20 protein-coding genes are annotated in these 26,826 nt (G+C 46.5%); 12 read left to right on the top strand and 8 right to left on the bottom strand.

Annotated elements, in window-relative coordinates; translation table 11 throughout:
* The first annotated feature begins 920 nt into the window (after nucleotides 1-920).
* From rpmH to AC07KQ_RS14125, 10 genes are all read left to right on the top strand, one after another.
* Nucleotides 921-1,061 (top strand): 50S ribosomal protein L34, encoded by a 141-nt coding sequence (gene rpmH, locus AC07KQ_RS14170; protein ID WP_003568442.1) that lies wholly within the window; start codon nucleotides 921-923, stop codon nucleotides 1,059-1,061.
* A gap of 328 nt (nucleotides 1,062-1,389) precedes the next feature.
* Complete coding sequence (gene rnpA / locus AC07KQ_RS14165; RefSeq protein ID WP_003658992.1) at nucleotides 1,390-1,746, top strand: ribonuclease P protein component; 357 nt, start codon at nucleotides 1,390-1,392, stop codon at nucleotides 1,744-1,746.
* Between the two features lie 144 nt (nucleotides 1,747-1,890).
* The gene (gene yidC, locus AC07KQ_RS14160) at nucleotides 1,891-2,727 is read left to right on the top strand and encodes a membrane protein insertase YidC (RefSeq protein WP_003568431.1); all 837 of its coding nucleotides are present in this window, start codon (nucleotides 1,891-1,893) and stop codon (nucleotides 2,725-2,727) included.
* Nucleotides 2,728-2,744: 17 nt separating this feature from the next.
* A complete protein-coding gene (gene jag, locus AC07KQ_RS14155; RefSeq protein WP_003568429.1) occupies nucleotides 2,745-3,509 on the top strand; it encodes an RNA-binding cell elongation regulator Jag/EloR in 765 nt (254 codons plus the stop codon).
* 512 nt (nucleotides 3,510-4,021) lie between these two features.
* Nucleotides 4,022-5,410 (top strand): tRNA uridine-5-carboxymethylaminomethyl(34) synthesis GTPase MnmE, encoded by a 1,389-nt coding sequence (gene mnmE, locus AC07KQ_RS14150; RefSeq protein ID WP_003568424.1) that lies wholly within the window; start codon nucleotides 4,022-4,024, stop codon nucleotides 5,408-5,410.
* 41 nt (nucleotides 5,411-5,451) lie between these two features.
* The gene (gene mnmG, locus AC07KQ_RS14145) at nucleotides 5,452-7,353 is read left to right on the top strand and encodes a tRNA uridine-5-carboxymethylaminomethyl(34) synthesis enzyme MnmG (RefSeq protein ID WP_003568422.1); all 1,902 of its coding nucleotides are present in this window, start codon (nucleotides 5,452-5,454) and stop codon (nucleotides 7,351-7,353) included.
* Nucleotides 7,354-7,615: 262 nt separating this feature from the next.
* The gene (locus tag AC07KQ_RS14140; protein WP_003568420.1) at nucleotides 7,616-7,825 is read left to right on the top strand and encodes a hypothetical protein; all 210 of its coding nucleotides are present in this window, start codon (nucleotides 7,616-7,618) and stop codon (nucleotides 7,823-7,825) included.
* Between the two features lie 161 nt (nucleotides 7,826-7,986).
* Nucleotides 7,987-8,751: a threonine/serine exporter family protein gene (locus tag AC07KQ_RS14135; protein WP_003568534.1), complete on the top strand. Its 765-nt coding sequence runs from the start codon at nucleotides 7,987-7,989 to the stop codon at nucleotides 8,749-8,751.
* A gap of 1 nt (nucleotide 8,752) precedes the next feature.
* Nucleotides 8,753-9,241 (top strand): threonine/serine exporter family protein, encoded by a 489-nt coding sequence (locus tag AC07KQ_RS14130; protein ID WP_480156574.1) that lies wholly within the window; start codon nucleotides 8,753-8,755, stop codon nucleotides 9,239-9,241.
* Nucleotides 9,238-10,437, top strand: coding sequence for an amidohydrolase (locus AC07KQ_RS14125; RefSeq protein WP_274991085.1), 1,200 nt, complete (start codon nucleotides 9,238-9,240; stop codon nucleotides 10,435-10,437). The genes AC07KQ_RS14130 and AC07KQ_RS14125 overlap by 4 nt, the downstream gene beginning before the upstream one ends.
* Before the next feature lie 143 nt (nucleotides 10,438-10,580).
* Here the strand turns inward: AC07KQ_RS14125 and AC07KQ_RS14120 are convergent, their stop codons facing one another.
* Nucleotides 10,581-11,666, bottom strand: a complete 1,086-nt coding sequence (locus tag AC07KQ_RS14120) for an iron-containing alcohol dehydrogenase family protein (protein ID WP_003568411.1) — start codon at nucleotides 11,664-11,666, stop codon at nucleotides 10,581-10,583.
* 723 nt (nucleotides 11,667-12,389) lie between these two features.
* On the opposite strand from AC07KQ_RS14120, the gene AC07KQ_RS14115 reads away from it, so the two are divergent.
* Nucleotides 12,390-18,350: an MBG domain-containing protein gene (locus tag AC07KQ_RS14115; RefSeq protein ID WP_013246158.1), complete on the top strand. Its 5,961-nt coding sequence runs from the start codon at nucleotides 12,390-12,392 to the stop codon at nucleotides 18,348-18,350.
* Between the two features lie 156 nt (nucleotides 18,351-18,506).
* On the opposite strand, the gene AC07KQ_RS14110 is transcribed toward AC07KQ_RS14115, so the two are convergent.
* The 7 genes from AC07KQ_RS14110 to nagB form a co-directional block, all read right to left on the bottom strand.
* Complete coding sequence (locus tag AC07KQ_RS14110) at nucleotides 18,507-19,697, bottom strand: ABC transporter permease (protein WP_003571997.1); 1,191 nt, start codon at nucleotides 19,695-19,697, stop codon at nucleotides 18,507-18,509.
* The gene (locus AC07KQ_RS14105; RefSeq protein ID WP_003568404.1) at nucleotides 19,684-20,373 is read right to left on the bottom strand and encodes an ABC transporter ATP-binding protein; all 690 of its coding nucleotides are present in this window, start codon (nucleotides 20,371-20,373) and stop codon (nucleotides 19,684-19,686) included. Before AC07KQ_RS14105 ends, AC07KQ_RS14110 begins: the two co-directional genes overlap by 14 nt.
* Complete coding sequence (locus tag AC07KQ_RS14100; RefSeq protein WP_013246156.1) at nucleotides 20,366-21,430, bottom strand: efflux RND transporter periplasmic adaptor subunit; 1,065 nt, start codon at nucleotides 21,428-21,430, stop codon at nucleotides 20,366-20,368. Before AC07KQ_RS14100 ends, AC07KQ_RS14105 begins: the two co-directional genes overlap by 8 nt.
* 570 nt (nucleotides 21,431-22,000) lie before the next feature.
* Nucleotides 22,001-22,177: a hypothetical protein gene (locus tag AC07KQ_RS14095; RefSeq protein WP_003568400.1), complete on the bottom strand. Its 177-nt coding sequence runs from the start codon at nucleotides 22,175-22,177 to the stop codon at nucleotides 22,001-22,003.
* Between the two features lie 10 nt (nucleotides 22,178-22,187).
* Nucleotides 22,188-22,448 carry a hypothetical protein gene (locus tag AC07KQ_RS14090; protein WP_003568398.1) on the bottom strand — a complete coding sequence of 87 codons (261 nt, stop codon included), beginning with the start codon at nucleotides 22,446-22,448 and terminating at the stop codon, nucleotides 22,188-22,190.
* 342 nt (nucleotides 22,449-22,790) lie between these two features.
* Nucleotides 22,791-23,576, bottom strand: a complete 786-nt coding sequence (locus AC07KQ_RS14085) for a Cof-type HAD-IIB family hydrolase (protein WP_003568396.1) — start codon at nucleotides 23,574-23,576, stop codon at nucleotides 22,791-22,793.
* A 290-nt stretch (nucleotides 23,577-23,866) separates the two neighbouring features.
* Entirely contained in the window at nucleotides 23,867-24,577 is a 711-nt protein-coding gene (gene nagB, locus AC07KQ_RS14080) for a glucosamine-6-phosphate deaminase (protein WP_003571992.1), read from the bottom strand.
* 401 nt (nucleotides 24,578-24,978) lie between these two features.
* Here nagB and AC07KQ_RS14075 point away from each other — a divergent pair, with 401 nt between their 5' ends.
* Complete coding sequence (locus AC07KQ_RS14075; RefSeq protein ID WP_003568392.1) at nucleotides 24,979-26,805, top strand: PTS mannitol transporter subunit IIBC; 1,827 nt, start codon at nucleotides 24,979-24,981, stop codon at nucleotides 26,803-26,805.
* The last annotated feature ends 21 nt before the right edge of the window (nucleotides 26,806-26,826 follow it).

Below are 26,826 nucleotides of genomic sequence, written 5' to 3'. Positions count from 1 at the left end.
TCATGCCCCTCCTCCAATTATGTCCGGTAGCAAACCAGCTTATAGCTATGCTGACGGACATTCCTATATAAAAACGCGCTCATTGGCACCGAAACCTGCGTGTAAGAACCTTGACTGCAATGACCAAAGCCCGGTCATCACAGGCAAGGCCAATACACGCCGATTATTCAACGCGCCAATTCACGCTCTGCTGAAACGCGCTCGCATGTCCAGAAATCTCCACATAAGGACCTCGAGTCTAAATGGCCAAAGAGCAGCCATTTAGACTCGAGGCCACTTATGTTCCGGTTTCTAACCGGGCATGCGAGCGCTCTGCCAAAACGCGTTCATTGGCGCAGCAACCTGCGTGTAAGAACCTTGACTGCAATGACCAAAGCCCGGTCATCACAGTCAAGGCCGCTTACACTTCGGTTACTGAACGCGCCAATTCACGCTCTGTAAAAATAAGTTTAGCATTGCTGGCGTAAGTTTTCCACAGAAAGCACAGTTTTCCACAAACAAAAAATTGAGAAATGAACAGGGTGCGAACAGACTATCCCCAGGGTCGGGGACAACGAAAGCGTGATGACAATAAATTCGCAGTTATGCACATTGACACTGTGGAACAAAAACCTTGTAGCAGTAAGTGTTTCACAAGATATGAACAGGGCTTTGACAGCTTGTGGATAACTTTCTTCACACCCCTGTTTATCTGCGAATTTCCTGTGATTGGTTTGTGGAAATGACCGAAACCTAAAAATTTGAGACACAAGTTATCCACAGGTTCATAACTATCTGTGGATGTCGTGTCATCATCATGAGATCCTGCTTTCAATGGAAAAAACCTTGACGATAGTTGCTTCCTCGTGTAAACTCGGATGATGTCTGATAATGCAAGTCATCTTAATAAGATAAATCGTTTTTCATAGGAGGTGTCGTCAATGACAACCAAACGGACTTTCCAACCAAAGAAACGTCACCGTGAACGTGTTCATGGTTTCATGAAGCGGATGAGCACAAAGAACGGCCGCAAAGTTTTAGCACGCCGTCGCGCTAAAGGACGTAAAGTATTATCTGCCTAAGCCACTGACCGCGTCAGTGGTTTTTTTTAGAGCGCAAACAAACGCAGTTAGGAACCGGAGCGTAAGCGGCCTAAGTCGTGATGACCGGTCTTTGGTCATTGCGACTTAGGTCCTTACGTGCAGGTTTCTGCGCTTGTTTGCGCGTTTCGGCGGCAGCAGCATGACCCCAATGAACGGCAATGGCCCAATCGTTGGTCGTTGCCGTTCATTTTCTGCTCAACAGCTTAATTTCAATGTGCAGATTAGAAACCAGCAACAAACCGCTGATACATATAGGAAAACACCGAGTCATCTTGTATACTTAGAACCAGATTGTGAGGGAGCATCATTGCGCAAGTCATATCGGATCAAAAAAGAAGCTGAATTTCAGAATGTGTTTGACCATGGCGATTCGGTTGCCAACCGCAATTTTGTGATCTATCACATGAAACGCGACCAACCGCATTTTCGTGTTGGTATCTCAGTGGGGAAGAAAGTTGGCCACACTGCGGTCATGCGTAACCAGATTAAGCGCTATATTCGGCAAAGTTTACAGGAGTTAAAACCTAATATTGACGCGCAAACCGATTTTTTGGTTATTGCACGTAAATCTGCTAACCAGCTCGACATGGCTGGCACCAAGAAAAATTTGATTCATGTCATGCGATTGGCTGGCATCCTGAACGAAGACATCGAGGTCATCTGACCAGAGCGTGAGCAGGCGCGTTTAGAAACCGGAGCATAAGCGGACTCAAATCTAAATGGCTGGGCTTTAGCCATTTAAATTTGAGGTCCTTCTGTGCAGATTTCTGCGCCTAGCGACCGCGTTTAAAAAAGAGAGGGATCATTTGTGAAAAATCGTCAAATCAAACGTGTGCTCGTCATTTTGAGCATGCTAAGTCTGGTCTTCATTTTGACGGCCTGCGGAACCGGACCCGTTACGCAAAATAGTACGGGGTTCTGGGATCGCTATGTTGTCTACACAGCCGGTCAATTTGTTATCTGGCTGGCGAATTTGTTCGGTGGCAACCCTGGTGTCGGGATTATTGCCTTCACCTTGATCATCCGAATTTTGATTTTCCCGCTGAGTTACATGTCAATCAAGAGCATGTCCAAACAGCAGGAAATTGCGCCGCAGCTAAAAGAACTACAAAAGAAGTACAGTTCAAAGGATACGGAAACCCAGACACGACTGCGTGATGAAACACAGAAACTTTATGCTTCAGCTGGGGTTAACCCAGTGATGGGCTGTCTGCCGATTGTGATCCAGATGCCATTCCTGATTGCGCTGTATCAAGCAATTTTGCGCACATCATCACTGCAAACGGGTACTTTCCTTTGGATGAACCTGTCACAACCAGATCCGTTGTGGATTATGCAGATTCTGGCAACTTTATTCACGTTGGGTACTAGTGTCTTATCCATGATGGCACAACCAACGCGTAATTCTAGCAGCTGGCTCATGATGATCGTCTCGCCTGTCATGATTTTCGTTTTCTCAATTACCTTGCCAAGTGCGCTGGCCATTTACTGGGTAGTTACCAATGCCTTTTCAATGATTCAGCAGTTGCTGATCCAGAACCCATTCAAGATTCGCCGCGAACGTGAAGCAAAAGCGCAGGCTGAAAAAGAAAAAGAACGGGCACTCAAGCGAGCGTACAAAAAAGCAACCAAACGGCGTAAATAACAACGGGAGGAAGCAAGATGCCAACCTTTCAAGGCAGTACGATTCAAAAAGCCATCGAAACTGGTCTCAAGCAGCTTGGCTTGCCGCGTGATGCCGTTAGCGTTGAAGTCGTTCAAGAAAATAAGAACGGATTTCTGGGCTTGATGCGTAAGCCAGCGATTGTTAATTTAAAACCCTTGGAGCCGCCGATAGACGCTGATCCGACGCCAAGCGACGATCCGCCTGCCAAACCGCGGGCAGGGAAAAAACTTGCAACGGCTTTAACTGATGGTGCAGGCAAGAAAATTGCCAGTGCTTTCAACGATATCACCACCAAAAAGCGAGATAATCAAACCGCATTGGCCATGGTGCAGAGTTATCTGGAAGACATCACCACTGGTATGGGGATCGACACTCAAGTCACAAGTGAACGGCAAGGTAACACGGTCACATTTCAGTTGAAAACAGATGAAGAAGGCCTGTTGATCGGTAAGCATGGCAAAATCATCAATGCAATTCAATACTTAGCCCAAACTGAGTTCAATCATTATGCCAAAAGTAAATGGACAATCATGCTTGATGTCGGCGATTATCGCGAACGACGGCAGGCGACCGTCACACGTTTAGCAGAACGCACCGCTCGCGAGGTTTTAGCAACTGGCAAAGCCGTCTATCTCGACCCGATGCCATCATTTGAACGCAAAACGATTCATACGACACTTGTGGACAATACGTACGTTGAGACCCATTCAGAAGGCGTCGATCCTCGGCGATATGTCGTAGTCACACCCAAAAGACCGTAACTAACTTTTGACAAGTGACCGTTGCTTAAGTATGATAGTCACAGTTTAATAACGATGAAGTAGTCAAAGTGCTTTATCCAGTCTTTCCCTGATAGGGGGAAAGACTGGATTTTGCGCTTTTTTTGTAGAGCGCAATCAGACGCGGTTAGAAACCGGAGCATAAGTGGCATCAGACCTAAATGGCTGGTTTTGCCATTTAGGTCTGATGTCCTTATGTGCAGGTTTCTGCGCCTGATTGCGCGTTTCGGAACCGCCTAGCCCCCTAACCAGAAAGTCTGGGCTTTGGGCCATCTGGTTGGACTGTCCTTCGCATAGCCGAGATGCGCCTGATTGCGCGTTTCAGAGGCCATGAAGGGATTGGCCTTTATCACACAAATCCCTACATGCAGGCTCTACAATTCCATTGCGTGTTTCAGAGGTCGCCACATCACTCGTCCGCCTCAGTCGCCTGCCATGTCCAATCCCATCAACTCATTTTTCTTACCGAATCATCTCAAAAAGGAGTCTTTCAAATGTCTGCATCTATCACTGCGTACGACACCATCGCTGCCATCTCCACCCCGCCTGGCGAAGGTGCTATCAGCATCGTTCGGCTCAGCGGTGAGACAGCCGTAGCGACAGCTAATCAAGTTTTCAAGGGAAAAGACCTCTCGCAGGTTAAAAGCCATACGATTCATTATGGCCATATTGTCGACCCTGAAAGCGGCGAGTTGATTGATGAGGTCATGGTTAGTGTCATGTTGGCACCTAAGACCTTTACCCGTGAAGATGTTGTCGAGATTAATTGTCATGGCGGTATTGTTGCCACTAACCGCATTTTGCAGTTGCTCTTAGGCGAAGGCGCACGGATGGCTGAGCCAGGTGAGTTCACCAAGCGGGCATTCCTGAACGGCCGCATTGATCTCACAGAAGCTGAGTCGGTCATGGATCTGATTCGAGCCAAAACCGATCGGGCGATGCAGGTGGCAGTCAATCAGCTAGACGGTAATCTGCATACATTGATCAAGCGCCTTCGTCAGGAAATCCTCGAAGTGTTGGCACAGGTGGAAGTCAACATTGACTATCCTGAGTATGATACTGATGAAATGACCACCAAAATGCTGCTTGAAAAGGCGCAAACCGTTCAAAAAGCTATCAGCAATTTGCTGAGTACCGCCAGTCAAGGCAAGGTCTTGCGCGAAGGTTTAGCCACCGCAATTGTTGGCCGTCCCAACGTTGGAAAAAGTTCGCTGTTAAATCACATGTTGCATGAGGATAAAGCGATTGTGACCGATGTAGCTGGTACGACTCGTGATGTGCTAGAGGAGTATGTCAACGTGCGTGGTGTCCCGCTAAAACTGGTCGACACAGCCGGTATTCATGACACGACTGACAAAGTCGAGAAAATCGGTGTTGAACGCTCACGTCAAGCCATCACACAAGCCGATTTGATTTTGCTAGTGTTGGATCAAAGTGAACCATTGACGGATGAAGACGAACAGCTCATTCAAGCAACAGCTAATAAAAAACGGATTATCGTTTTGAATAAACAGGACTTACCTGCACAGCTAGATACCACCGCCTTGTTGAAGTTGGTTTCGCCGGATGAAATCATCAAGACCGCTATCCCGACTAGCGCAGGCATGGATGCCTTAGACGAACGGATTGCGAAGTTGTTCTTCGGCGGCATCGAAAATAGCCAAACAACAGTGATGGTTTCCAACGCTCGGCAGATCGGGCTATTACGCCAAGCCAACAAGAGCTTGGACGCTGTGATCGCCGGAATCCATGCTGGTATGCCAATTGATCTCGTGCAAATCGACATGACTGCGGCGTGGGATAAACTTGGTGAAATTACTGGTGAAAGTGCGCCAGATGAACTAATCACCCAATTGTTTAGTCAATTCTGCTTGGGCAAGTAAAGCTCAGTGCCAATTAGAAACTTATTCATGGAGGAAATCGAATGCCTGATGTCAAAAAATTTGAAGCCGGTACCTATGATGTCATCGTTGTTGGTGCTGGTCACGCTGGTTGTGAGGCCGCTTTGGCAGCCGCGCGGATGGGCCAAAAGACGTTACTATTGACGATCAGCTTGGAAATGCTGGCGTTTATGCCGTGTAATCCAAGTCTGGGCGGCCCAGCCAAGGGAATCGTAGTGCGTGAAATTGATGCACTCGGTGGTGAAATGGGCAAGAATATTGATCGAACATATATTCAGATGCGGATGCTTAACACCGGCAAGGGCCCAGCCGTTCGTGCATTACGGGCCCAGGCTGATAAGGCAGCCTATCACCGCAGCATGAAACACGTGATTGAAAACACGCCAAATCTGGATCTGCGTCAAGGCCTCGCTACTGAGGTGCTCGTCGAAAATGGCCAAGCTGTCGGTATCGTGGCGGCAACTGGCGCAATGTATCGGGCCAAGAGTGTTGTTTTGACCGCAGGCACCAGTTCTCGCGGCAAGATTATCATCGGTGAGTTGATGTACAGTTCTGGCCCTAATAACAGCCTGCCAAGTATCAAGCTGTCAGAAAATCTTGAACAGCTCGGCTTCAAATTGCGGCGATTTAAAACCGGGACTCCGCCGCGAGTCAATGGCAACACCATCGAATTTGATAAAACCGAGGAACAGCCTGGCGATAAGACTCCGAATCATTTTAGCTTCACGACGCCGGATTCAGTTTATTTGAAGGATCAGCTTAGTTGCTGGATGACTTACACTAATGCAACGACCCATCAAATTATTCGCGATAATTTGGATCGGGCGCCAATGTTTTCCGGTGTGATCAAAGGGGTTGGCCCGCGCTATTGCCCATCAATTGAGGATAAGATCGTTCGTTTTGCTGACAAGCCGCGGCATCAACTGTTTTTAGAGCCAGAAGGTCGCGATACCTCCGAATACTATGTCGGTGATTTTTCGACTTCTATGCCAGAAGAAATTCAACTGAAAATGCTGCATAGTGTGGCTGGGTTGGAACATGCCGAACTCATGCGTGCCGGGTATGCAATTGAGTACGATGTGATCGAGCCATGGCAACTGAAGGCCACGTTAGAAACCAAAGTCGTTGATAATCTTTTCACTGCCGGCCAGATGAATGGTACCAGCGGCTATGAAGAAGCAGCTGGCCAAGGCATTATGGCTGGCATCAATGCGGCGTTGCGTGCCCAAGGCAAAGGGCCGTTCACGCTCAAGCGTTCCGATGCCTATATTGGTGTGATGATTGATGATTTGGTGACTAAGGGCACGAATGAACCTTATCGCCTGTTGACCAGCCGTGCTGAATATCGACTTTTGTTGCGCCATGACAATGCCGATCTGCGGCTGACACCAATGGGCCATGAGCTTGGTTTAATTAGCGATGAGCGCTATGCTGAATTTTTGGCAAAGCGTCAGGCCATTGAAACTGAACTTAACCGGCTGAATACGACCCGGTTGAAGCCTAAAGACGTGAATCCATGGCTAGAGGCCCATCATTATGCGCCACTTAAGGATGGCGTCTTGGCTAGCGACTTCCTGAAGCGGCCGGAAATCGACTATCAGACGATGGCGCAATTCTTGCCAGATAATCCGACTTTGGATCATCGTGTCATTGAGCAGGTTGAGATTCAAATTAAGTATGCTGGCTATATTGCAAAGGAAGAAGCCAGTGTCGCCAAACTGAAGCGCCTAGAAGGCAAAAAGATTCCGCTACGTATTAACTACGCGGCCATCAATGGTTTGGCAACTGAAGCACGTCAGAAGTTGGTTAAAATCCAGCCAGAAACCATTGCGCAGGCGAGTCGTATCAGCGGCGTCAATCCTGCCGATGTGGCGATTTTGTCAGTGTACATTGAGCAGGGACGCATTAGTAAAGTGGCCCAATAAATTGGAAACCGAATTGCCAAACTAGCTGGCGATTCGGTTTTTTTGATGCCAAGCCAGCCCGGGGAGAGACCGACGTGTAAGTAGCCTTGGACGGGGGCGCGTGATCATGAGAAGCAACAGTTTTGTGCTTTGAAGCAACCTTTGATAAGCTGAAAAAGTCTACTGGACATGACGTTTTTTTGCCTTGTCACTGTCGGCGAATTATCGATTTAAAAAGTGGGGAACGGCTAAGTAGCAAGATGAAATTAGAGGAGTGGTAACCATGTTAGGCTTTTGGACATCTAGAGCACTACTTTTTTTCTTTTTATTTCTGGTGCTCATCTTATTAGGACTTGGGATAGTCGTCATTTTGCGCAGAAAAGATTTTTCATTAGCAGTGAAACTGGCTTTGGCGCTACTGCTGATAATCGCATTTTTAGGCATTGGTTATGTTTTGTTATTTATTTCTTTCATTGGTTTTAACACGCCATAACGCGCTTGTGTTTTCATTTGTTTAAGGGGTTAATAAATGAAAAACCTTTTCAGAAAAATTTGCTGGCTATTGCCTAATGTCATCACTTGCCACCGCTATCAAAAAAGCCGACAATTAATAAAATGCAAAATGCGGAAACGCGATCTTGAGGAGCAAACGCGATGAGTCAACCAGGAACAGAGGAAATTTTAGAAGTCTGCGGCAAGGTGGGAGAGATTTTACTGAATGCCGGCGCCGAGACATCACGGATTGAGACAACCGTGGAATATATCGGGCATGCGGCAGGGGCAAGCGTTGCGTGTTATGCCACGATTACGGCAGTTTTTGTCAGTTTGGAGAACGAAAGTCGTACGCGCTTAATCAAATCAACATTAGGCGGATTCAACTTGCAAAAGGTCGATGAGTTGAATCAACTGTCACGTGAATTCGTCGCTCATCGGATAACATTTGAAGCCCTTAAGCAAGAAGTTGCGCGAATTGATCACCAAGTCATTAATTTCCCATGGTGGGCGCGGATTCTGGGCGCCGGTTGGGTTTCGGTCGCGCCAATGCTGCTTTTCAAAGCGACAAATGGTGATTTGGCTTTAGCCTTTTTTGTTGGTATTTTTGGTTATCTTGCGGCTGAGTATGTCGGTCGCCGCACGACGACGCCTTATTTCAAAGAAGCGACTGGTGCCTTTGTGGTGGCCATTTTAGCGGAATTACTGGTGAGCATCGGGTGGGGCGATAGTTCCGGCAATATTATTATTAGTGCCCTCATGCCGTTGGTTCCTGGGGTGGCCATCACCAATGCGATTCGGGAAATTCTTTCGCGGCAAATCATCAGCGGCATTGTTCGCACTGTAGACGCCATTTTTGTAGCTGGCGCGATTGGTTCTGGGGTCGTTATTGCGATTGTACTGAATAATGTTTGGGGAGGGCGCTAGCATGCGCTTATTAATTGAATTTCTGATTAGCGTCTTGTCGAGCATCGGGTTTGGCGTCATCACCAACATCCCCAAACGCGCCTTGCTGCCAGCTGGGATCACAGGCGGCGTTTCGTGGTGTGCATACTGGCTCATCAGCCTGCAGGATCACAGCCTCATATTGCCGAACTTCACGGCCACGGTGATCATCGGATTGCTGGGGAATTATTTTGCTATTCGTCACCGGGTGCCGGTTAATACGATTTACATACCAAGTCTTGTATCACTGGTGCCAGGCGGCATTGCTTACCTAGGTGCGCGCAGTTTCACCATGGGAAAAGCCGCGAGTGCTGCGCGGCAAATCTATAACGTCATTTTGATTGCGATGGCACTGGCAGTCGGTTTTGTGGTCGCGGAGGTTATTTTTAAGGCCGTTCGACCGCAACTTGTTCGCCTAATTGCAAAGTTGCCGAAAGTTCAGACAAAATCACAGAGAGGAAAAAGACCATGACTTTAACAGAACAATTGATGCAGACACTGGCTGCCGATGAATCAGAAATGCTTGCGATTCGGCGGCATCTCCATGCCCATCCGGAAATTTCGTTTCATGAGAAACAAACGGCTGCTTATATCAAACAATATTATGCAGCCTTGAACGTCCCCGTGACGCCGTGTGGGGAGGGCTATGGCATGTACGTTGATATTCAAGGCGGTCAACCGGGACCGACGTTAGCGTTGCGGGCGGATTTTGATGCCTTGGCGATTCAAGAGGATAACGACCTGTCGTTCAAGTCTCAGAATCCTGGGGTGATGCATGCGTGTGGCCATGATGCGCATACGGCTTATTTGCTGGTGTTGGCTAAAGAATTGATCAAGATCAAAGCCAAATTGGCCGGTACCATTCGAATCATTCACCAGCCCGCTGAGGAAGTCTCTCCAGGTGGTGCCAAGGGGATGATAGCAGCAGGGGTTCTCGAAGGCGTTGATAATGTGTTAGGCGTTCATGTCATGTCATCGATGCCGACAGGGTTGATTAGCTACCATACAGGCGCAACCCAAACCGGGCGGGCCAACTTTACCGATACGATTATCGGCAAAGGCGGACACGCTTCTATGCCGCACCTGAGCAACGATGCTATCGTGGCTGGCAGCTATTTGGTGACGGCACTGCAAACGATTGTGTCGCGGCGAGTTGATCCTTTTGACACGGCAAGCGTCACCATCGGCTCATTTGACGGCGCTGGTTCTTTCAATGCGATTAAGCAAGACGTTGTATTGAAAGGCGATGTCCGGATGATGAAGGAAACAACGCGCAAAACGATTCGACAACAGATCGTCACCATGAACCAAGGACTAGAAACCATGTTTGGGGTTAAAACAAAGCTGGACTATGATGACAATTATCCGGTTTTGATGAATGATGCGACCTTAACCGAAAATGCGATGGCCGCGATCAAAGCAGCAAATATTCCGGAGATTAAGGCCATTAAGGACACTGGCGTTCAAGACCCATCCGAAGATTTTGCGTATTTTGCCCAAAAGGTACCAAGCAGTTTCTTCTACATTGGCTGTCAGCTGCCAGACGGCTCTAATCATCCTCACCACAGTCCCGACTTTATGATGGACGAAGATGCGATTCTGATTGCTGCCAAGGCTGTTGGCGCGGCGGCGTTAGGGTATTTGCAAAATGAATCGACAACGCGATGAACAGGTAGGACTTTGCGCGGTCATTGTTTGATAGGGATGCTTTCATACAAAAACGAAAAAACCTTGCAACCATTTTAAGAGGGCTGCAAGGTTTTTTAAAATTTTTGTGAAACAGTATTCATTAGATTGTCCGATTTCGGACTTTAAGCTGCTGGCTCACTGGTGACTTGTTCCACTTTTGTCATCGCATCTGCTACTTTGGCAGGGGTTAAAGTTGGATCAACCAAGATGAAGGTTTCATCTGGTTTAGCGGCGAATTCGGCCACTTGCTTAATCTTTTCATCGACTTGATCGGTGACATGCAAATCTTCAAGGTTCAATGGCAAACCGATTTTTTCATAGAATGGAATCAAGTTGCGAATTTCGGTATCATCGCCGGTTTCAGCCAGTTGCACCAGAATGCCGTAAGCCACTTTTGAACCGTGCAAGATGGCATGAGTTTCTGGTAAGTAGGAGAGGCCATTGTGAGTGGCGTGAGCACCGGCAGCGCGACCATCAATGCCGCCGAAGCCACCGACTTCACCAGCCAAGCCGATAATGGTATCGGCAACCGCCTCAAAAGCCGGGGTGTCGCGGCCGGCATCCAAATCGGCCAAGGCCTGTTCAGCATCTTTAAAGAGAATCTTTTGAATCGTTTTGGCCGCGGCACGACTCAACTGGCCGTATGCCTTTAACTGATCCACTTTATCACGGGTAATGCCGTCCATCTCATACCATTTGGCCAAGGTATCGCCAATTCCAGCAACAAAGAAATCATGTGGGGTGGACAATAAGAGGTTATAGTCTACCAAAGTAATATAGGCAGATTTTTTAAAATATTCAACGTAACTAAAGGTATGACCTTGCGGATGATAAATCGCAGCAAGCGGTGTGAATGGCGCACAGTTAGAGGCCAAGGTGGGGATGCTGATGAGCTCAGCACCCAAGGCTTCGGCCGCAACTTTGGCGGTATCGATCAAGCGACCAGCACCGATTCCTACCACGGCATCAGCATGACCGATTTCCTGTGCAAGTTCGTGGCCATTTTCATCACTGGCGGAGCCGTCGTAATGGTAGACTGGCAGGCTCAGTTCGCCGGGATAAACCTTGGCGAAAGCAGCAAAACTTTTTTCGCCGGTAATCACAACTGGTTGATTAAAATCCGCTAAGATCGTATCTAAGTATGCCAAGGCACCTGACTCACTCACAAAACGATTTGCCCCAGGGCGTAGTTCCAAATCTAACTTCATCGACAAAACTCCTCTCATGTAAATCTCATCTTATGTGATAATTTTTAACATACGCGATGTTCTGTATGAAGTCAACTAGAAAATGAAAACAATCTGCAAAGCCTTGTTGTTACGATTACAACAAAATGCTTGCCATTTGTTTAGAATGCAAACAAACGAATCTTAATTAAAAATATACTGATAGAATGATGAAAAGCTTTGAAGATAAGTGTGGTCAGAAGCTCAACTTAAGCGAGTTAACAATTCATTGATCTATTGTTGGTGTGGTGAATGTGGCCAAGGTCCCAGGCAGGGGTTTAAGGTTACGAGCGAAACGAGTTGCTGATGAGTCCGGCACGATTAAAAGAAGCAGCTGCGCCAAAATTGGTAAGTAGGGTCTGCTCTAAAAAGATACTTGTCAAAAGACACGATGGATCGTTGACCAACATCGTGTTTTTTTATTGTGAGCGAAGATGCAGCTGATTTGCAGAAACAACAGAGGATCGGCGATACATTAAAAAACAAACACTTAAGTTAATGCCGGTTTCAGACTGATTCTATCGCAATATTTATAAAATTATTTTCTGAAAATTGGCTACGGAATTTTCCGTTTTTTTAATAAAATCAGTTATATAATGAAAAACAGATTCTACACGCTTACTGTTTCCAAGTGAATCATCGTTTCTAAGATGGTTCGTTAAGCGTCGTGACGGGAATCGCTATTAACATGGCTGTAGGAGGATCATGATCTTGAAACTAGATTCTAAACGGATTCAATTGGCTCGACAGGCGGAACAGACGGTTCATGTCCGTTTTCGGATGTATAAAGCAAAAAAGCGGTGGCTTATTGCCGGAGCTGCTTTACTGTTTATACCAGCCTTTTTTCAACCAGGTCATGAAGTTAAGGCGGATACAAGCTCGCCACAGACACAAGTAACGGCAACGTCACAGGCAGCGGAGCCAGCGACATCTCAAAGTGCGGTGACTAGTGATCAAGCGACAACATCAAGCAATGCTGTGAATGCTACTAACTCCGGCGAGGCTGTCAAGGCTTCATCTGCGGCGAGCGCGGCTAGCAGTCAAACATCCAGTTCATCAGCAGCGCAAACACTTACGAGTCAGCCGGCTGTCCCTGAACAGACAACTGATGCGTCACAGGTAGCCTCAGCAACCTCGGCACAGGTGGCCTCGGGGTCTGGGGCGGCTCAATCAACCGCGGCTGCAGACCAAGCTGCTACACAGGCTGCTACTGCTAGTGAAACAGCAGCGTCTTCAGCCGCGAACAGCCAAGCTTCCAGTGCACAGCAGTCGGCCAGTAGCCAAGCCCAACCGGTTGCGACAGCTGCTGCTCAACCTACAGTAACAGCCAATACCACGACAACTGACGCAACGGTTGACGGTTTAACTTACAGTTTTGATGAGACAACCAAAACGGCAACCGTTACGGGTCATGACTCTGGTGCAACGCTTACCGACATTAATATTGGGCCAACTGTCTCGTATAATGGTCAAGCTTATACGGTGACTGCGATTCAGGATGTTGCATTCTTTAACTTAAGTAATTTGACTAGCTTACATGTTGCCTCTACGGTCACGACAATTGGTGCTTCAGCCTTTGCCTATAGTAAATTCACTGGTGGGATCACCGTCGATAATGCGGCTGTTATTGGTAAAGAGGCTTTTGCCGGTGTCAATGCGAGTGCGATTACATTGAACGGTGCAGGGAACATTGGTGAGTCGTCTTTTGCCTATGCCACGATTACTGGTGCGGTCAGTGTCGCAGGTCCGGCAACAATCGGTCAAAATGCTTTTTATGGGCTTAAGGCCGAGTCGCTGACGTTGGATGATGAAGTTGCTAATATTGGCGAAGCGGCGTTTGCCTACGAAACCATTAATGAGACGATTAATGTGGCAGGATCAGCGACGATCGGTAAGAATGCCTTTTACGGTACTAAGGCTACATCGCTGACGCTGGGCGGCAAGGCAACAACGCTTGCTGAAACTGCTTTTGGCTATGCACGCATTACGAATGTGACCGTCGATGCAGCAACGATTAGCAACCAAGCCTTCTTCCATCTCTTCACGGATAATCTGATGTTTGGTCCTGATGTTCAGACGATTACAGGCGGCGCTTTTCAATTTATCCAAAACATGAAGGACCTGCCTGACATTAATGGGCAGGATAATCCTGGCAATCAAATTCCGACGCTGACAATACCGGCGAACATCAGCGTCATTGATGGATCGGCTTTTTATGGGTCAAAACTAGGGACGGTTGCAATCGCAGACAATAGTCGGCTGACAACATTGGGCTTTCAGGCATTCACATTTTCCAGTGCGACGGCGATTAATTTACCAGACTCACTTGAACAAATTGGGGATCAAGCTTTTTACGGTGGACACCTCATCCAAGTAGCATTTGGTCCTAATCTACAGACAATTGGTGATCTAGCTTTTACTGAGTTTGGACCGTTGCAAAATGTTGACTTCAGTCGGGCAACAGCACTTGAGTCAATTGGTGACAGTACTTTTGCCTATAATACGATTAACAATGCAATTGTGTTGCCACCAAATTTGAAGATAATTAAAAATGCGGCGTTTGTCGGCAACAAAATCCCGGCACTAACTTTAAATGACGGGTTACAGACAATTGGCGACAGTGCTTTTGGCTACAATAAGATTCAAAATGGTTTGGCTGTGCCGGATAGTGTCACCGCGATTGGCAAATATGCGTTTGTCTATAACTCAATTAGCAACTTAACCTTGGGGACAGGTCTGCAGACAATAGGCCAAGAGGCGTTTGAAGCAAACATCATCTTAAATGCGCTCAATATCCCAGCGAGTGTGACTGCCATTGGTGCTAAAGCTTTTAATGCTAATCTGATTCCTGAAGTGGCGATTGCTGGGACACCGACAATTGACCAAGAGGCGTTTTCCAATAACCGGATCACAGTTTTGCATGCCGCGACGGCTGTGCCGACGACCCCGGATGCTCTAAATCAAAATGCCGACGCCTATACAGATTCTGCTCATGTTAGTTTGCGTGATCTATTTAGTGTGGCGATTTCAGGTGTCAGTCAGGATCAAATTGTGGTTTCGAATATTCAGGGAACCGGCGTGGCCTTTAATACCGCGACAAAATCCTTTACGATGCCTGCGGGAACTGAACAATTCAGTTTTAATTGGTCATTAAAGGCGGCAGATGGCACAACGTACACTGGTCTTTACAAGGTTCATCTGAATGACCCCGTTATCCATGCCCATGACATTAACCTTTTCACGGGTCAGGTTTGGAAACCAGAACTGAACTTTGGCGGCGCAGTGAAAAAGAATGGCACTGAGATCATTGAGATACCACTTAGCGATTTGACTTGGACTGTAACGGACCAGAACGGGGCTGTGATCGCCTCTAAAGATAGAGACGGTGTTGTCACAGGCAGTGTGCCTAGTGATCAGGTGACTTGGTATACAGTCACTTACGCGTATGGGGCTGAAAGTGGCTCAGCTAAAATTTTTTATAATCAACGGCTGGCGGCGTCATATTCGTTGACTGGTACTCAAACGGCAACTGCGACGGGTCAACCGATTACGGTGGATCTGACGGCCTTTTCTCTGAGTCTTGGGAATGGCTTCAATGCTGGTGCTTTACAACTGAGTGACCTTAATTTTTTTGATGCATCTGGCAACCAGATTGCTGCTGATGCATTGGCGAAAACGGGTGTCTACCGTGTTGAACTTTCAAAGGCGGCATGGGCGCGGATTGCTGAATTGACAAATGGTGCTGGTGAGTCAGCGGCTAACTATAATTTTACCGGTACGAGTACGGCACAACTTATCATCGGTCTCACAGCTACAGGTCAGTTGAATAATAGTGGGTTCACTTATGATGGCATGACATTGGCCAGTCAGGCGCCAAAACTGGTTCTTAATGTGACTTTGAGTGATGGCTCACAGCAAGCCATTGATTTGACTTCGACAGATATTTCACTTGTTGAAGCAGACTCACCAGATGTAGGTACGTATCGATATCTTCTTAATGGTAGTGGATTGACACGTATTCAAGCGATTTTGGGTGATGAAGTCACGATTGATCAGACAGATATCAATACTCACCCAGGGGTTATCACGATCACACCTGCCACTGCAACTGCAACTGTTAATGGGACACAATTTGTATATGATGGCAAAACGACTGCTAGTCAGGCTTCAGGATTGCAGTTAACATTAACGGCCGGTTCTGGCACGACAGTTGTTGATCTTAGCTCGACTGATATTGTGGTGGGATCGGACAGCGTCAATGTCGGTGATTATCAATATCAACTGAGTCAGAGTGGTGTAGCGAAAGTCAAGCAGGCGTTGAATACCAATTATCAGTTGCCAAGTGACTTGCTGAGCAGCTTAACAGGCACGATTACGATTGCACCAGCACAAGGCACTGCGGAGTTGCGTGATGACTCATTTATTTATGACGGGCAGACGGAGGCAAGTCAGGCACAAGGTTTGACCGGCGATGTCACAATTGGCAATGTCACGGTGCCGGTGATCTTGACGTCCGCCGACATTGTTGTTGCCAATGATGGTGTGAATGTTGGGAGTTACCAGTACACGCTGACCGCCACCGGTATAGCAAAACTACAACAGGCAGCCGGCAGCAATTATCAGCTAAATGCTTCTGAGCTGGCAAAATTGATTGGTACAATCACGATTACGCCTGCAGCAAGCACCGCAACTCTGACCAATACTTCGTTTGTTTATGATGGGAAGACGAAAGCCGGTCAGGCACAAGGCTTGACCGCAAAGGTCACAGTTGGCAGTGCAACGGTGCCAGTAACCTTGACGTCAACGGATTTTGTTGTTAGCAATGATGGTGTGAATGTTGGGAGTTACCAGTACAGCCTTACAAACACCGGTATGGCAAAACTACAACAGGCAGTCGGCAGCAACTATCAGTTAGACGCTTCTGAACTGGCAAAACTGACTGGTACGATCACGATTACGCCAGCTGAAGGTGCCGTAAATCTCAGTGACACATCGTTTGTTTATGATGGGAAGACGAAGGCAAGTCAGGCACAAGGCTTGACTGCAAACGTCACAGTTGGCAGTGCAACGGTGCCAGTAATCTTGGCGCCAGCCGACTTTGTTGTTGGCAATGACGGTGTGAATGTTGAGAGTTACCGGTACACGCTGACCGCCACCGGTATAGCAAAACTACAACAGGCAGTCGGCAGCAACTATCAGTTAACAGTTTCAGAATTAGCAAAATTGACGGGCAACATTAACATTACACCGGCAACAACAACCGCTGATTTGAATGATGGTTCATTTATGTATGATGGCCAAACAAAGGCGAGTCAGGCTCAAGGGTTAACAGCAGTGGTTAAGCTTGGCGACGATACAACATCAATTAAGTTAGACGCTTCAGATATCGTGGTTGCTGATGATGGTGTCAATGTTGGCAGTTACCACTACCGGCTAAGTACTGACGCCATCATGAAACTTCAACAAGTAGCTGGACCAAATTATCAATTGAAAGCAGATGATCTAGCAGCATTAATGGGTATTATTACGATCACCCCGGCTGAAGGAACTGCAACGGTAAATGATACGACATTTGTTTATGATGGTCGTACAAGGGCAAGTGAAGCGTCAGGTCTCAATGGCGTCGTTTACCTCTCGCGCGGGACTGCTAGGCTAACTGTTGCATTGACGACGCAGGACATTGTTGTTGACGGCGATAACACGACAACTGGCACGTATCATTATCATCTTAGTCATTCAGGAATAGCGAAGTTGAAAGCAGCAGCCGGCACCAACTATGCACTTAATGAAACCGATTTGAACGCATTGACCGGCACGATCACCATCACGCCACTGACAGTCGTGGCCACCGTTAATAATGGTCATTTCCAGTATGACGGGGTTACCCGAGCAAGCCAAGCTAGTGGATTACTGGTAACAGTTCAACGACCAACTGGTGCACAAACAGTCGCCTTAACGAATGCAGATATAGATGTTGCCAATGATAGCGTTAATGTTGGCACCTACACGTATCGATTAAGTGCTAGTGGCATTGCTAAAGTGCTGGTTGCACTTGGTCCTAATTATCAAATTAACGACACAACAATGAATGGTACCATTACGATCACACCCGCGGTTTTGTCAGGACAGCTCAGCGGCATGCAGCAAAAAATCTATGATGGCCAACCTGGAGAACTGAATGCTCAACATTTCGAATTGATTTTTACGGATGGTAGTCACATCATACTTGAAGACAGTGACTTGGCTTTTGCTGATGGTATTGCCCCAATTGTTGTTGGTCGTTACGCCGTGACACTTAGCGCAGGCGGCCTCAAGCGTATCCAAGCGTTGCTGCCAAATTATCTGCTTGAAAATGTCGATACCCAGCAAGCGGTCTTTGAAATCGTTGCGAAATCAGGGCCGCTTCCTGATACAGGTACTGGTACAGATACCGGCACTGGCACAAATACCGGTACGAGTACTGGTCATGAGACAGGCAAAGTGCCGAGTGTTACTGGTCGACCTAGTCTGTCAATTAATCAGCAAACACCTGTGAAAACGACTCATCAGCTACCGCAAACAGGTGATACATCGGCGAATGATTTGTCTATTGTTGGGCTGATCTTGACTAGCATAGCGAGCTTGTTTGGGTTAGCAGGGGCTCGCAATAAGAAGCGCTCGGAATGATGTCTTCAGCAATGACGTCTTTTGGCTAAAAGCAGTAGCAGTAATAGCGTATAAAAAACGGTTAGATCTCGCAGATCTAACCGTTTTTTTCGTTGGTTCAAGAACTTTCAATGTAGAAATAGAAAGCTTCATACTACCACTTAGATGGGAGCATTTTTATGATTTCAGAATATCGATCAAGTTCTTATTGGCAGCACTTTTAGCTGGCAGGATGCCAAAAACAATGCCGACAATGCTGGAAATTGCAAAGGTGCCGATGATGGAACCAAGCGTTATGACGGGCTTAAATGGCAAGAATGCTGTGATCATCCAGGCAATCAAGCCACCGAGAACAAGACCCACAACGCCGCCGGTTAATGTCAGCATGACTGACTCTAACAGAAACTGTTTCATAATTTCTGCCGGGGTAGCGCCAACGGCCATTCTGATGCCAATTTCCTGTGAACGTTCGGAGGCGGAAATGTACATCATGTTCATGACACCGACACCTGCGATCAGTAGCGAAATACCCGCAATGGCCCCGACGAACAACGTTAACCCGCTGATCACATTACCGATGCCTTTTAGTAATTCACCATAATCAAAATATTGGTACGAGCCATTGCGGCGTTCAGTACCAGATTTCTTCAACTGACGAACGATGGCGTTTGCCAACTGGGAAATGTCACTGCCACGTTGGAAGGTGATGGCCAATTTTTGCCCTCCTGGGTTTAACTGGCCAGCGGTATAAGCCTTTTCAGGAATTAAAACGTCAACATCTAAAGCTGAATAGGACTCTTTAGGCGTGTTGAAAATACCAACAATGTTGTAACTTCGCTTCCCGATAAAAACAGATGACGTCAACGCGGCCGCATTGCCATGAAAGACCTTTTTAGCTAACTTTTTCGACAAAAGCACATCATGTCCATCTGTTTGTAAGGAATCGGTAGTTAATTTGTTTCCAGCTGCAAGTTGCACTTTAGGCATGGATGTAACAAGTGTGGCAGATAGCATCGTATCTTGATTGGCTAACTGACCATTCAGTTGTAGGCGCTCTTTTTCATGTTTGATAGTCACTTTTTTGATTTTGTCTGGAGCGGTTTGATAGGCGAGATCCACATCATCTTCCTTAAAACCAGCCGTGGAGGCAGTGCTACTTTCAGGAAGGAAGGTGATTTCAGCCGTTTGTTGGCCAGATTGATCAGTTTGCAAATTTTTGAGTGTGGCAGCTTTGATACCGTTACCGAGTGCCATGATGGTTACAACAGAAGTGATACCGATGACAATGCCAAGCATGGTTAGGAGGCTGCGGCGTTTGTTAGCGGTTAGCGCACGGAAAGAAATTCGAATTAATTCAGTTATTCGCATGGCTAACCTCCGTGTCACTGATGATCTGCCCGTCTAATACTTTAATCATGCGATCACTTTGTAGCGCCACGTGTTCATCATGCGTCACCATAATGATGGTCACGCCTTGTTGATGGAGTGTTTTAAAGAGTCGCATGATCTCTGCCGAAGTATGGCTGTCTAAGGCGCCGGTCGGTTCATCGGCAATTAAGAATTGCGGCGAATTTGCAAGGGCACGAGCGATTGCCACCCGCTGCTGCTGGCCGCCAGATAAATTGCGCGGTAATTTCGTTTCAACATCGACTAGGCCAACAGAATGCAGCAACTCAGTGATTTTGTCTTTAACATCACTTCGTCGATTGCCACCATAACTCAGAGGAATAAGGACATTTTCAAAAATGTTCAAGTTATTGATCAGGCTGAAATTTTGAAAGACAAAGCCGACATGCTGATTTCGCATTTTTGACGCAGTGGCGCGATTAAAGGCGGCGACATTTTCGTTTTGAAAAAGGTAGTCGCCCTCAAAAGCTGTATCAAGGAAGCCAATAATATTGATTAATGTGGTTTTGCCAGAGCCAGACGGGCCCATAATTGCGACGAACTCGCCTTCATCAATGTGTAAGTTGATATCTTTAAGCACCGGGAAGGCTGTGTCGCCTTGCAGATAGCTTTTGTTGACATGCCGTAAATCAATCATCAACGTTCACCTTCGCCCCGTCTTTGATTGTTTTGTCGGGTTTTTGAAGAATGCGGTCGCCGCTGCTGAGGCCATCTGAGACTTCATACATATCGTCTTTTGCCACATAGGTTACTTTAGTTCGGATGGCGCGTTTATTGACGATTTTGAAAACGGCCCCGTCCTTAACCGCTTCTTTGGGAATTAACAAACCGCTTAGGGGAATCGTGATGGTGATGGATTGGCCGTTTAAAAAGCCGTCACGTAATTTCGTCGTGAGTTCATACTTGGCGAGATTCGGCTTGCTGGATTTAGCCGGATCACTGCTAATAAAATTGATGTCTGTCGCTTGCTTTGTTTTGCTTGCCAGCGCCTGTACGGTTGCAGATTGACCGATTTTAACACTTGAATAATCAAATTCGGAGACCTCACCAACGGCTTCAACTTCAGCCGAGGTTTCCGTGATGGTCTGACTGCCATTTGCTTGATAGTCAATGTACAGCCGACCTGCAAAGGGAGCCTTAACCACCGTATTCAGACTTTGCTTTAATTTAGCGATATTCTGATTCGATTGGGTGATGGCATCAGCCGAATCTTGGCGATTATTCTGCGCCTCATCAAGTTGTGTCTGCAAGACGGACTTCTGTGGATCATCGGCGGCGGTCTTACTTAAAGTAGCTTTGATTTGGCTGATTTGCTGATCAAGTGTGGCTTGACTGCGTTGTTGTTTTTCAAGCGCACGTGAAGCTTCATCAATTTTTGCTTGTACGTCAGGCTTGTAAACCGTCAAAAGTTGTTGATCAAGCGTCACACTATCGCCATTTTTAACCGTCATGTTTTGGACGGTGCCTTCAGGAATGTCGATTTTTTGCGTACGTACGGCCTGTACCTGTCCCGGAACTCGTAACTCATGCTTCTTCACTTGGAAGGTGGCTATCGTTGTCGGTGCGGGTGATGATGTCGGTTTTTTGGATGTGACTAGGAAAAAAACGGTGACGCCAATCATGGCTAATGCACCAATGCCAATGATCACCATGCGTTGCGAAATACCTTTACCCTTTGATCGTCCTTTATTCATACTTGCCCCTCCTGAAAGTGCTTCCCTAATCGCTTTGTTGGTGCAAGTATACGGATAGAATTGGATGACGTCCATTAATAAAAACGCTATTTGGCGGAAAAGTGTCCTTATTTTGACAGGCTTAAAATTGCTTCAATTCGCGGGTATTCGGATTTTAATACATCAAAATGGTCAATTTTGCGACAAATGCGATGTCGAATTTTAACATCTTGGGTCGTCTTCAAGGAATTCGAATGCTGTATTTTGCGCGTTTTATTTGCTAAAGGGTGTTGCATAAAGAGGGAGGGCATCAGCCAAGTCATTTAATTTTGAAGAAAAGTAGTGATCAATGGCATCAACTGCGAAGGCCAATCATCCGATGCCAAAAATAAAATCCATTATATTGCGGTTCTTGGGTCATATTAGACGAGAAGAAGGCCTTTTGTTCCACGTGTAACCAAACGAAAAGGCCGCTTTATAACGCAAAGCGACCAACTATATAGTGAATAATAATTTTTTTAAATCCTGCAACATGTTGAAAGCTCAAGTGTGCCAGCCTCAGAACAGACTTGGCTGTTTTACCAAGTTGCCTCATCTAACTGTTAGCAGGCTAATACCAACGCCCAGTAAGACCACGGCGACAACCGATTGAACACCGAGTTGCCAAGCTTTAAAATTTTTAGCGCGCCATTCTGAAAAAATGACGAGCAGTGTTACCAGCAAAGCAACAACGACCATGATCAGAAGCTGAATAACCAGACTATCCATGTGTACACCTCTAAACCTCTAAGTCGAAATACGGGTTGATCTTCTTTTGAATGTTGTGAATTTGAATCAAGTCGATCTGTGGGAAGAGTCGATAGATGAATCCGGCAAAGTTATCACGGTGATATTTGTAATTCATCCGGGCCATCCGATGCTGCCGATTTTCGTCGGTAATCTCCCAGACTTCTAAATTATAATCCGCATTTTTGACGATACTGATATAAGTATGTTGATTGATCCAAACCACCGGATGCATTGTCGATTGTTCTAACATGAGAGACCCCTCCATCAGCAGATTTTGCGCTGTTGTACGATTATTGATCGGTGTTTCGACCACGCCCAAATAACGCACAGCATGCTTTGAGTATAGCAGAAAATTTGCGCTGCCGCGGTCTTGACTTTAATTGGCCAACACGGTATAGCAAGTGTTACAAACCTTAATATGACAGTGTTTTTGCACCTAAAATTAAATTTTTAAGTTCACAGTTCACACTTATTATTATGGGAACATACGTTTGCAAAGTCAACCGAAATTTAGCGGAAAATGCTGCTGGATAAGCGCCATAAAAAAAGCACACCAATAGGCTAATATTGATGTGTTTTTACGCATTAAAAATTAAATCAAGTTAAAATGTGCAAGTGCATTTGGAATACCGTTTTCGCGATAATCGTCCGTTTGATAATCCGCAACAGCCGCAACTTTTGGATAAGCGTTCCCCATCGCAATTCCGGTGTCAGCTGCTTGCAACAACGGAATGTCATTATAACCGTCGCCAAATGCGTAAGTTGGCAGACCACGTAAGGATGGCTGATTTAACAGGATGGCCATGCCACTGCCTTTGGAAATGCCATGATTGACAACATCAAACGTATAATGCGAGTTGCGGTAGAACGTCATTTCTGGGAAATCTTGGATGAATTGTTTCCCAATCTGGTCACCTGCATCGGTCCATGGTACAAACATTAACATCATACAGATTGCTTCATGCTCGTAGAAAGATGGCTTGACCGGCGGCGGTGTTTGCCGCACCTGCGCATAGTTATCGGTTGTGAGCTGATTATGGCCGGTCAGCGCCGATGCTTCACTGTTGTACATGGCAACTTGAATGTCTTGTGCTGCACTCGTATTGAGAAAACGGGTGAGTTGCGGCTCGCCAATCACACTTTGAAAAATGTGATCGCCGTCAAGAAAAATGTCACCACCATTAGCAGCAATTGCACTGCGGACCCCAGTTGCTGCCATAATGTCAGCCAGTTCGTAGTAATTTCTGCCAGTCGCAATGACCGGCAGAATCTGGTTGGCTTCAAGGGCTTTGAGCGCAGCAACATTTTCGGGTGGCACCTGTTTGTCATCATTGAGCAGCGTTTGATCTAAATCAAAAAAAACGACAGCTTTGTACATAATTTCCTCCGTTACTAAATGTTGTGATGGCCTCATTCTACCATGGAATACGCACGGCAGAGGGCAAGAAATCGAAACGCTTACAGGAAAAGACGGATACTACTGGGGTGAAAGGGATTCACACGCTTGTCAGCCCGGAAACCTGCTTGCAAGGGGGTCATGACCAAAACCCGGTCATCACAGCCAAGGCTGCTTACACGCCGTTTTCTAAATGGGTTAGCCACACTTCCATAAAAAAACAGGCCGATGAGCATCGGCCTGTTTCATCTCAGCTGATTGAAAGAAATAGCTTATTTCTTGCTCAGCTTGCTTGCAGCTGCTTTGTCCAAGATGACAACAACATCTGAATGCTTTTGCAGTGCGGACGCTGGCACATCGTTAGTGACAGGGCCTTCAATCATTTTTTTGACAGCATCTGCCTTGTTTTCGCCAAAGGCTAACAGCAAAATCTTCTTGCTCTTCAAGATTGAGCCGATCCCCATGGAGTAGGCGTAGCGAGGTACGTCATCTTCACTTGCAAAGAACCGGGCGTTAGCGTCAATGGTGCTTTGGGTCAGCGGTACTTTGCGGGTTTCTGCGTCAAATGGTGAACCGGGTTCGTTGAAGCCAATGTGACCGTTACGGCCAATGCCAAGTACTTGGATGTCGATCGGATGGTCTGCGATTACTTTGTTGTAACGCGTGGTTTCTTCTTCAGGATCCTTAGCCAAGCCGTTTGGAACAAAGGTTTCCTTGAATGGCTTTTTGTCGAAGAGGTTACTCTGCATGAAGTAACGGTAGCTCTGGTCATTGTCTGGAGCCAACCCAACATATTCATCCAAGTTAATGGAAGTCATGTTGCTGAAATCAACATCACTATTAACCATTGCTTTGTACATGGTGACTGGTGTGCTGCCGGTAGCCAAGCCGAGCACTTTGGCACCGTTATCCATACCTTGCTTGATCAAATCAAATGCGTACTTGCCTGCTTCTGTATCGTTATCAAAAATTTTTACATCCATCATTGATATCCCCCTATCTGGTCTAGTCCAATGTAGCATCAAAAAACCTCCATGTCAATAGTGGTCTATACCGTAATGCCGAAAATTTTGATTTTCTGTGTTTATGCTGAGTCGATAGGGCGTCAGGCACAACTGACATATAGTAGATAACAACATCAGATAACAGCGTCCTCAGTATGATGCGAGCAAAAAAGTAGACAGCGGTAGCGTTTTCCATAACTTGTGAAACAGTTAACGTACACTGTTATGGTTTTAAACCAGATGCTTTCCTTAGTAAACTGTTAGCTGGGGATTCAACCTGAATGTTTGGCACAGACAACTGTGCCAAAGAAGCTTTTGTCAGCGATTACATGAAGCGGTTACAATAATACTTGTAAATAAGGGAAAGGAGTGTGTTTGCCTTGGGTGCAAAAACAGCAAACACGCCGGCAGCAGAAAAAAAGAAATTTAATCTGAAAGCCGGTATGCAATCATTCGGAACCAAGCTTTCTGGCATGGTGTTGCCAAACATCGGTGCCTTTATTGCTTGGGGTCTTATTACAGCCATCTTTCTTAAAGGTGGTTGGTATCCAAACGCTCAGCTCGCAAAAATGATTTCGCCAATGGTAACTTATCTGTTACCATTACTGATCGCTTTTTCAGGCGGTTCGATGGTGGCAGGTCATCGTGGCGGCGTTGTTGGTGCGATTGCTGCCATGGGGGTCATCGTCGGTACTGATGTGCCAATGTTTATTGGCGCAATGGTGATGGGTCCACTTGGTGGCTGGTGTATTAAGAAGTGGGACGACCGTTTTCAAGATAAGATCAAACAAGGCTTTGAAATGTTGGTCAACAACTTTAGTGCCGGCATTATTGGGATGTTGCTAGCAATCGTTGGCTTCTTCCTAATGGGTCCAATTATTTCTACGTTGACTAACGGCATGGCAACTGGGGTTGATTGGATTATCAATCACGGGTTGTTGTGGGTAGCAAACGTCTTTATTGAACCCGCAAAGATTTTGTTCCTAAATAATGCGATCAATCAGGGGATTTTGACACCGCTTGGGATTCAGGCGGCAGCCGAACATGGTAAGTCAATCCTGTTCTTACTGGAACCTGATCCAGGTCCAGGCCTTGGTGTTTTGTTAGCATTTGCGCTGTTTGGTAAGGGATCTGCTAAAGGTTCCGCACCTTCCGCCATCATCATTCACTTCCTTGGCGGGATTCACGAAATCTATTTCCCATATGTTTTGATGAAGCCAGCACTGTTCCTGTCTGTTATGGCTGGTGGTGTTACTGGGACGACACTTTTCTCCATCTTCAATGTTGGTTTGAAGAGCTCACCATCTCCAGGTTCTATCTTCGCATTATTCGCAATGTCACCGGTTAACATTGGGAATTATATTGGTTTAATTGTTGGTGTCACAGGTGCTACACTTGTTTCTTTCCTGATCTCGGCTGTCATTTTACGCCGCGATAAGAGCGCAAGCGGTGACGAATTAGCCGAAAGCGAAGCCAAAATGAAGTCCATGAAGGCTGAAGCTAAGGGTCAGCAAAATGTTGCGGCAGCTAAAGATGTGATGTCAGCCGCCAAGGGCATTAAGCAGATTATCTTTGCTTGCGATGCCGGCATGGGTTCCAGTGCCATGGGTGCTTCCATCTTGCGCGACAAGGTAAAGAAGGCAGGCCTGGATCTTTCGGTTACCAACACAGCAATCAGTAACCTGCAAGACAAGCCAGGACTGCTGGTTGTGACACAAGAAGAATTAGCTGATCGGGCTAAGGACAAGACACCTGATGCCGCTCATATTGCGGTTGATAATTTCCTGAACAGTCCGAAGTATGATGAAATCATCGCAAGCTTGAAGGCTGAAGCAGTTGGCGGTACTGACGAGGCAATGCCAGCAACTGAGACGTCTAAAGCTAAACAAGAAACACCGGAAGACGAATTAAAGGAACTTGATCTCGATAAGATTACCGAAGTTGACTTCCTGCATCATGATCAAAACATTGGTTCCGCAACCATGGCACAGGCGACATTCCGTGCTGAATTACGGAAACTGAATAAAGACGTGAAAGTTCGTAATGTCGCAATCGGCGAGATTGATGACAAGGACAATGTGCTGATTATTGCTTCGAAAGAAACAGCACGTCGCGTTAAATTGCAGTTTGCCAATGTTCAGGTCTACACCGTTGATGGCCTCTTGAACGCAACGAACTATGATAAGCTTATTGAGAAGATGAAATAAGTTCGGTCGGTGTTGCGGCCG

It is taken from the genome of Lacticaseibacillus sp. YLM2-1 (genome assembly GCF_056583465.1).
The sequence above is the reverse complement of the archived record's forward strand: the minus strand, read 5'-3'. Positions and strand labels throughout refer to the sequence as shown.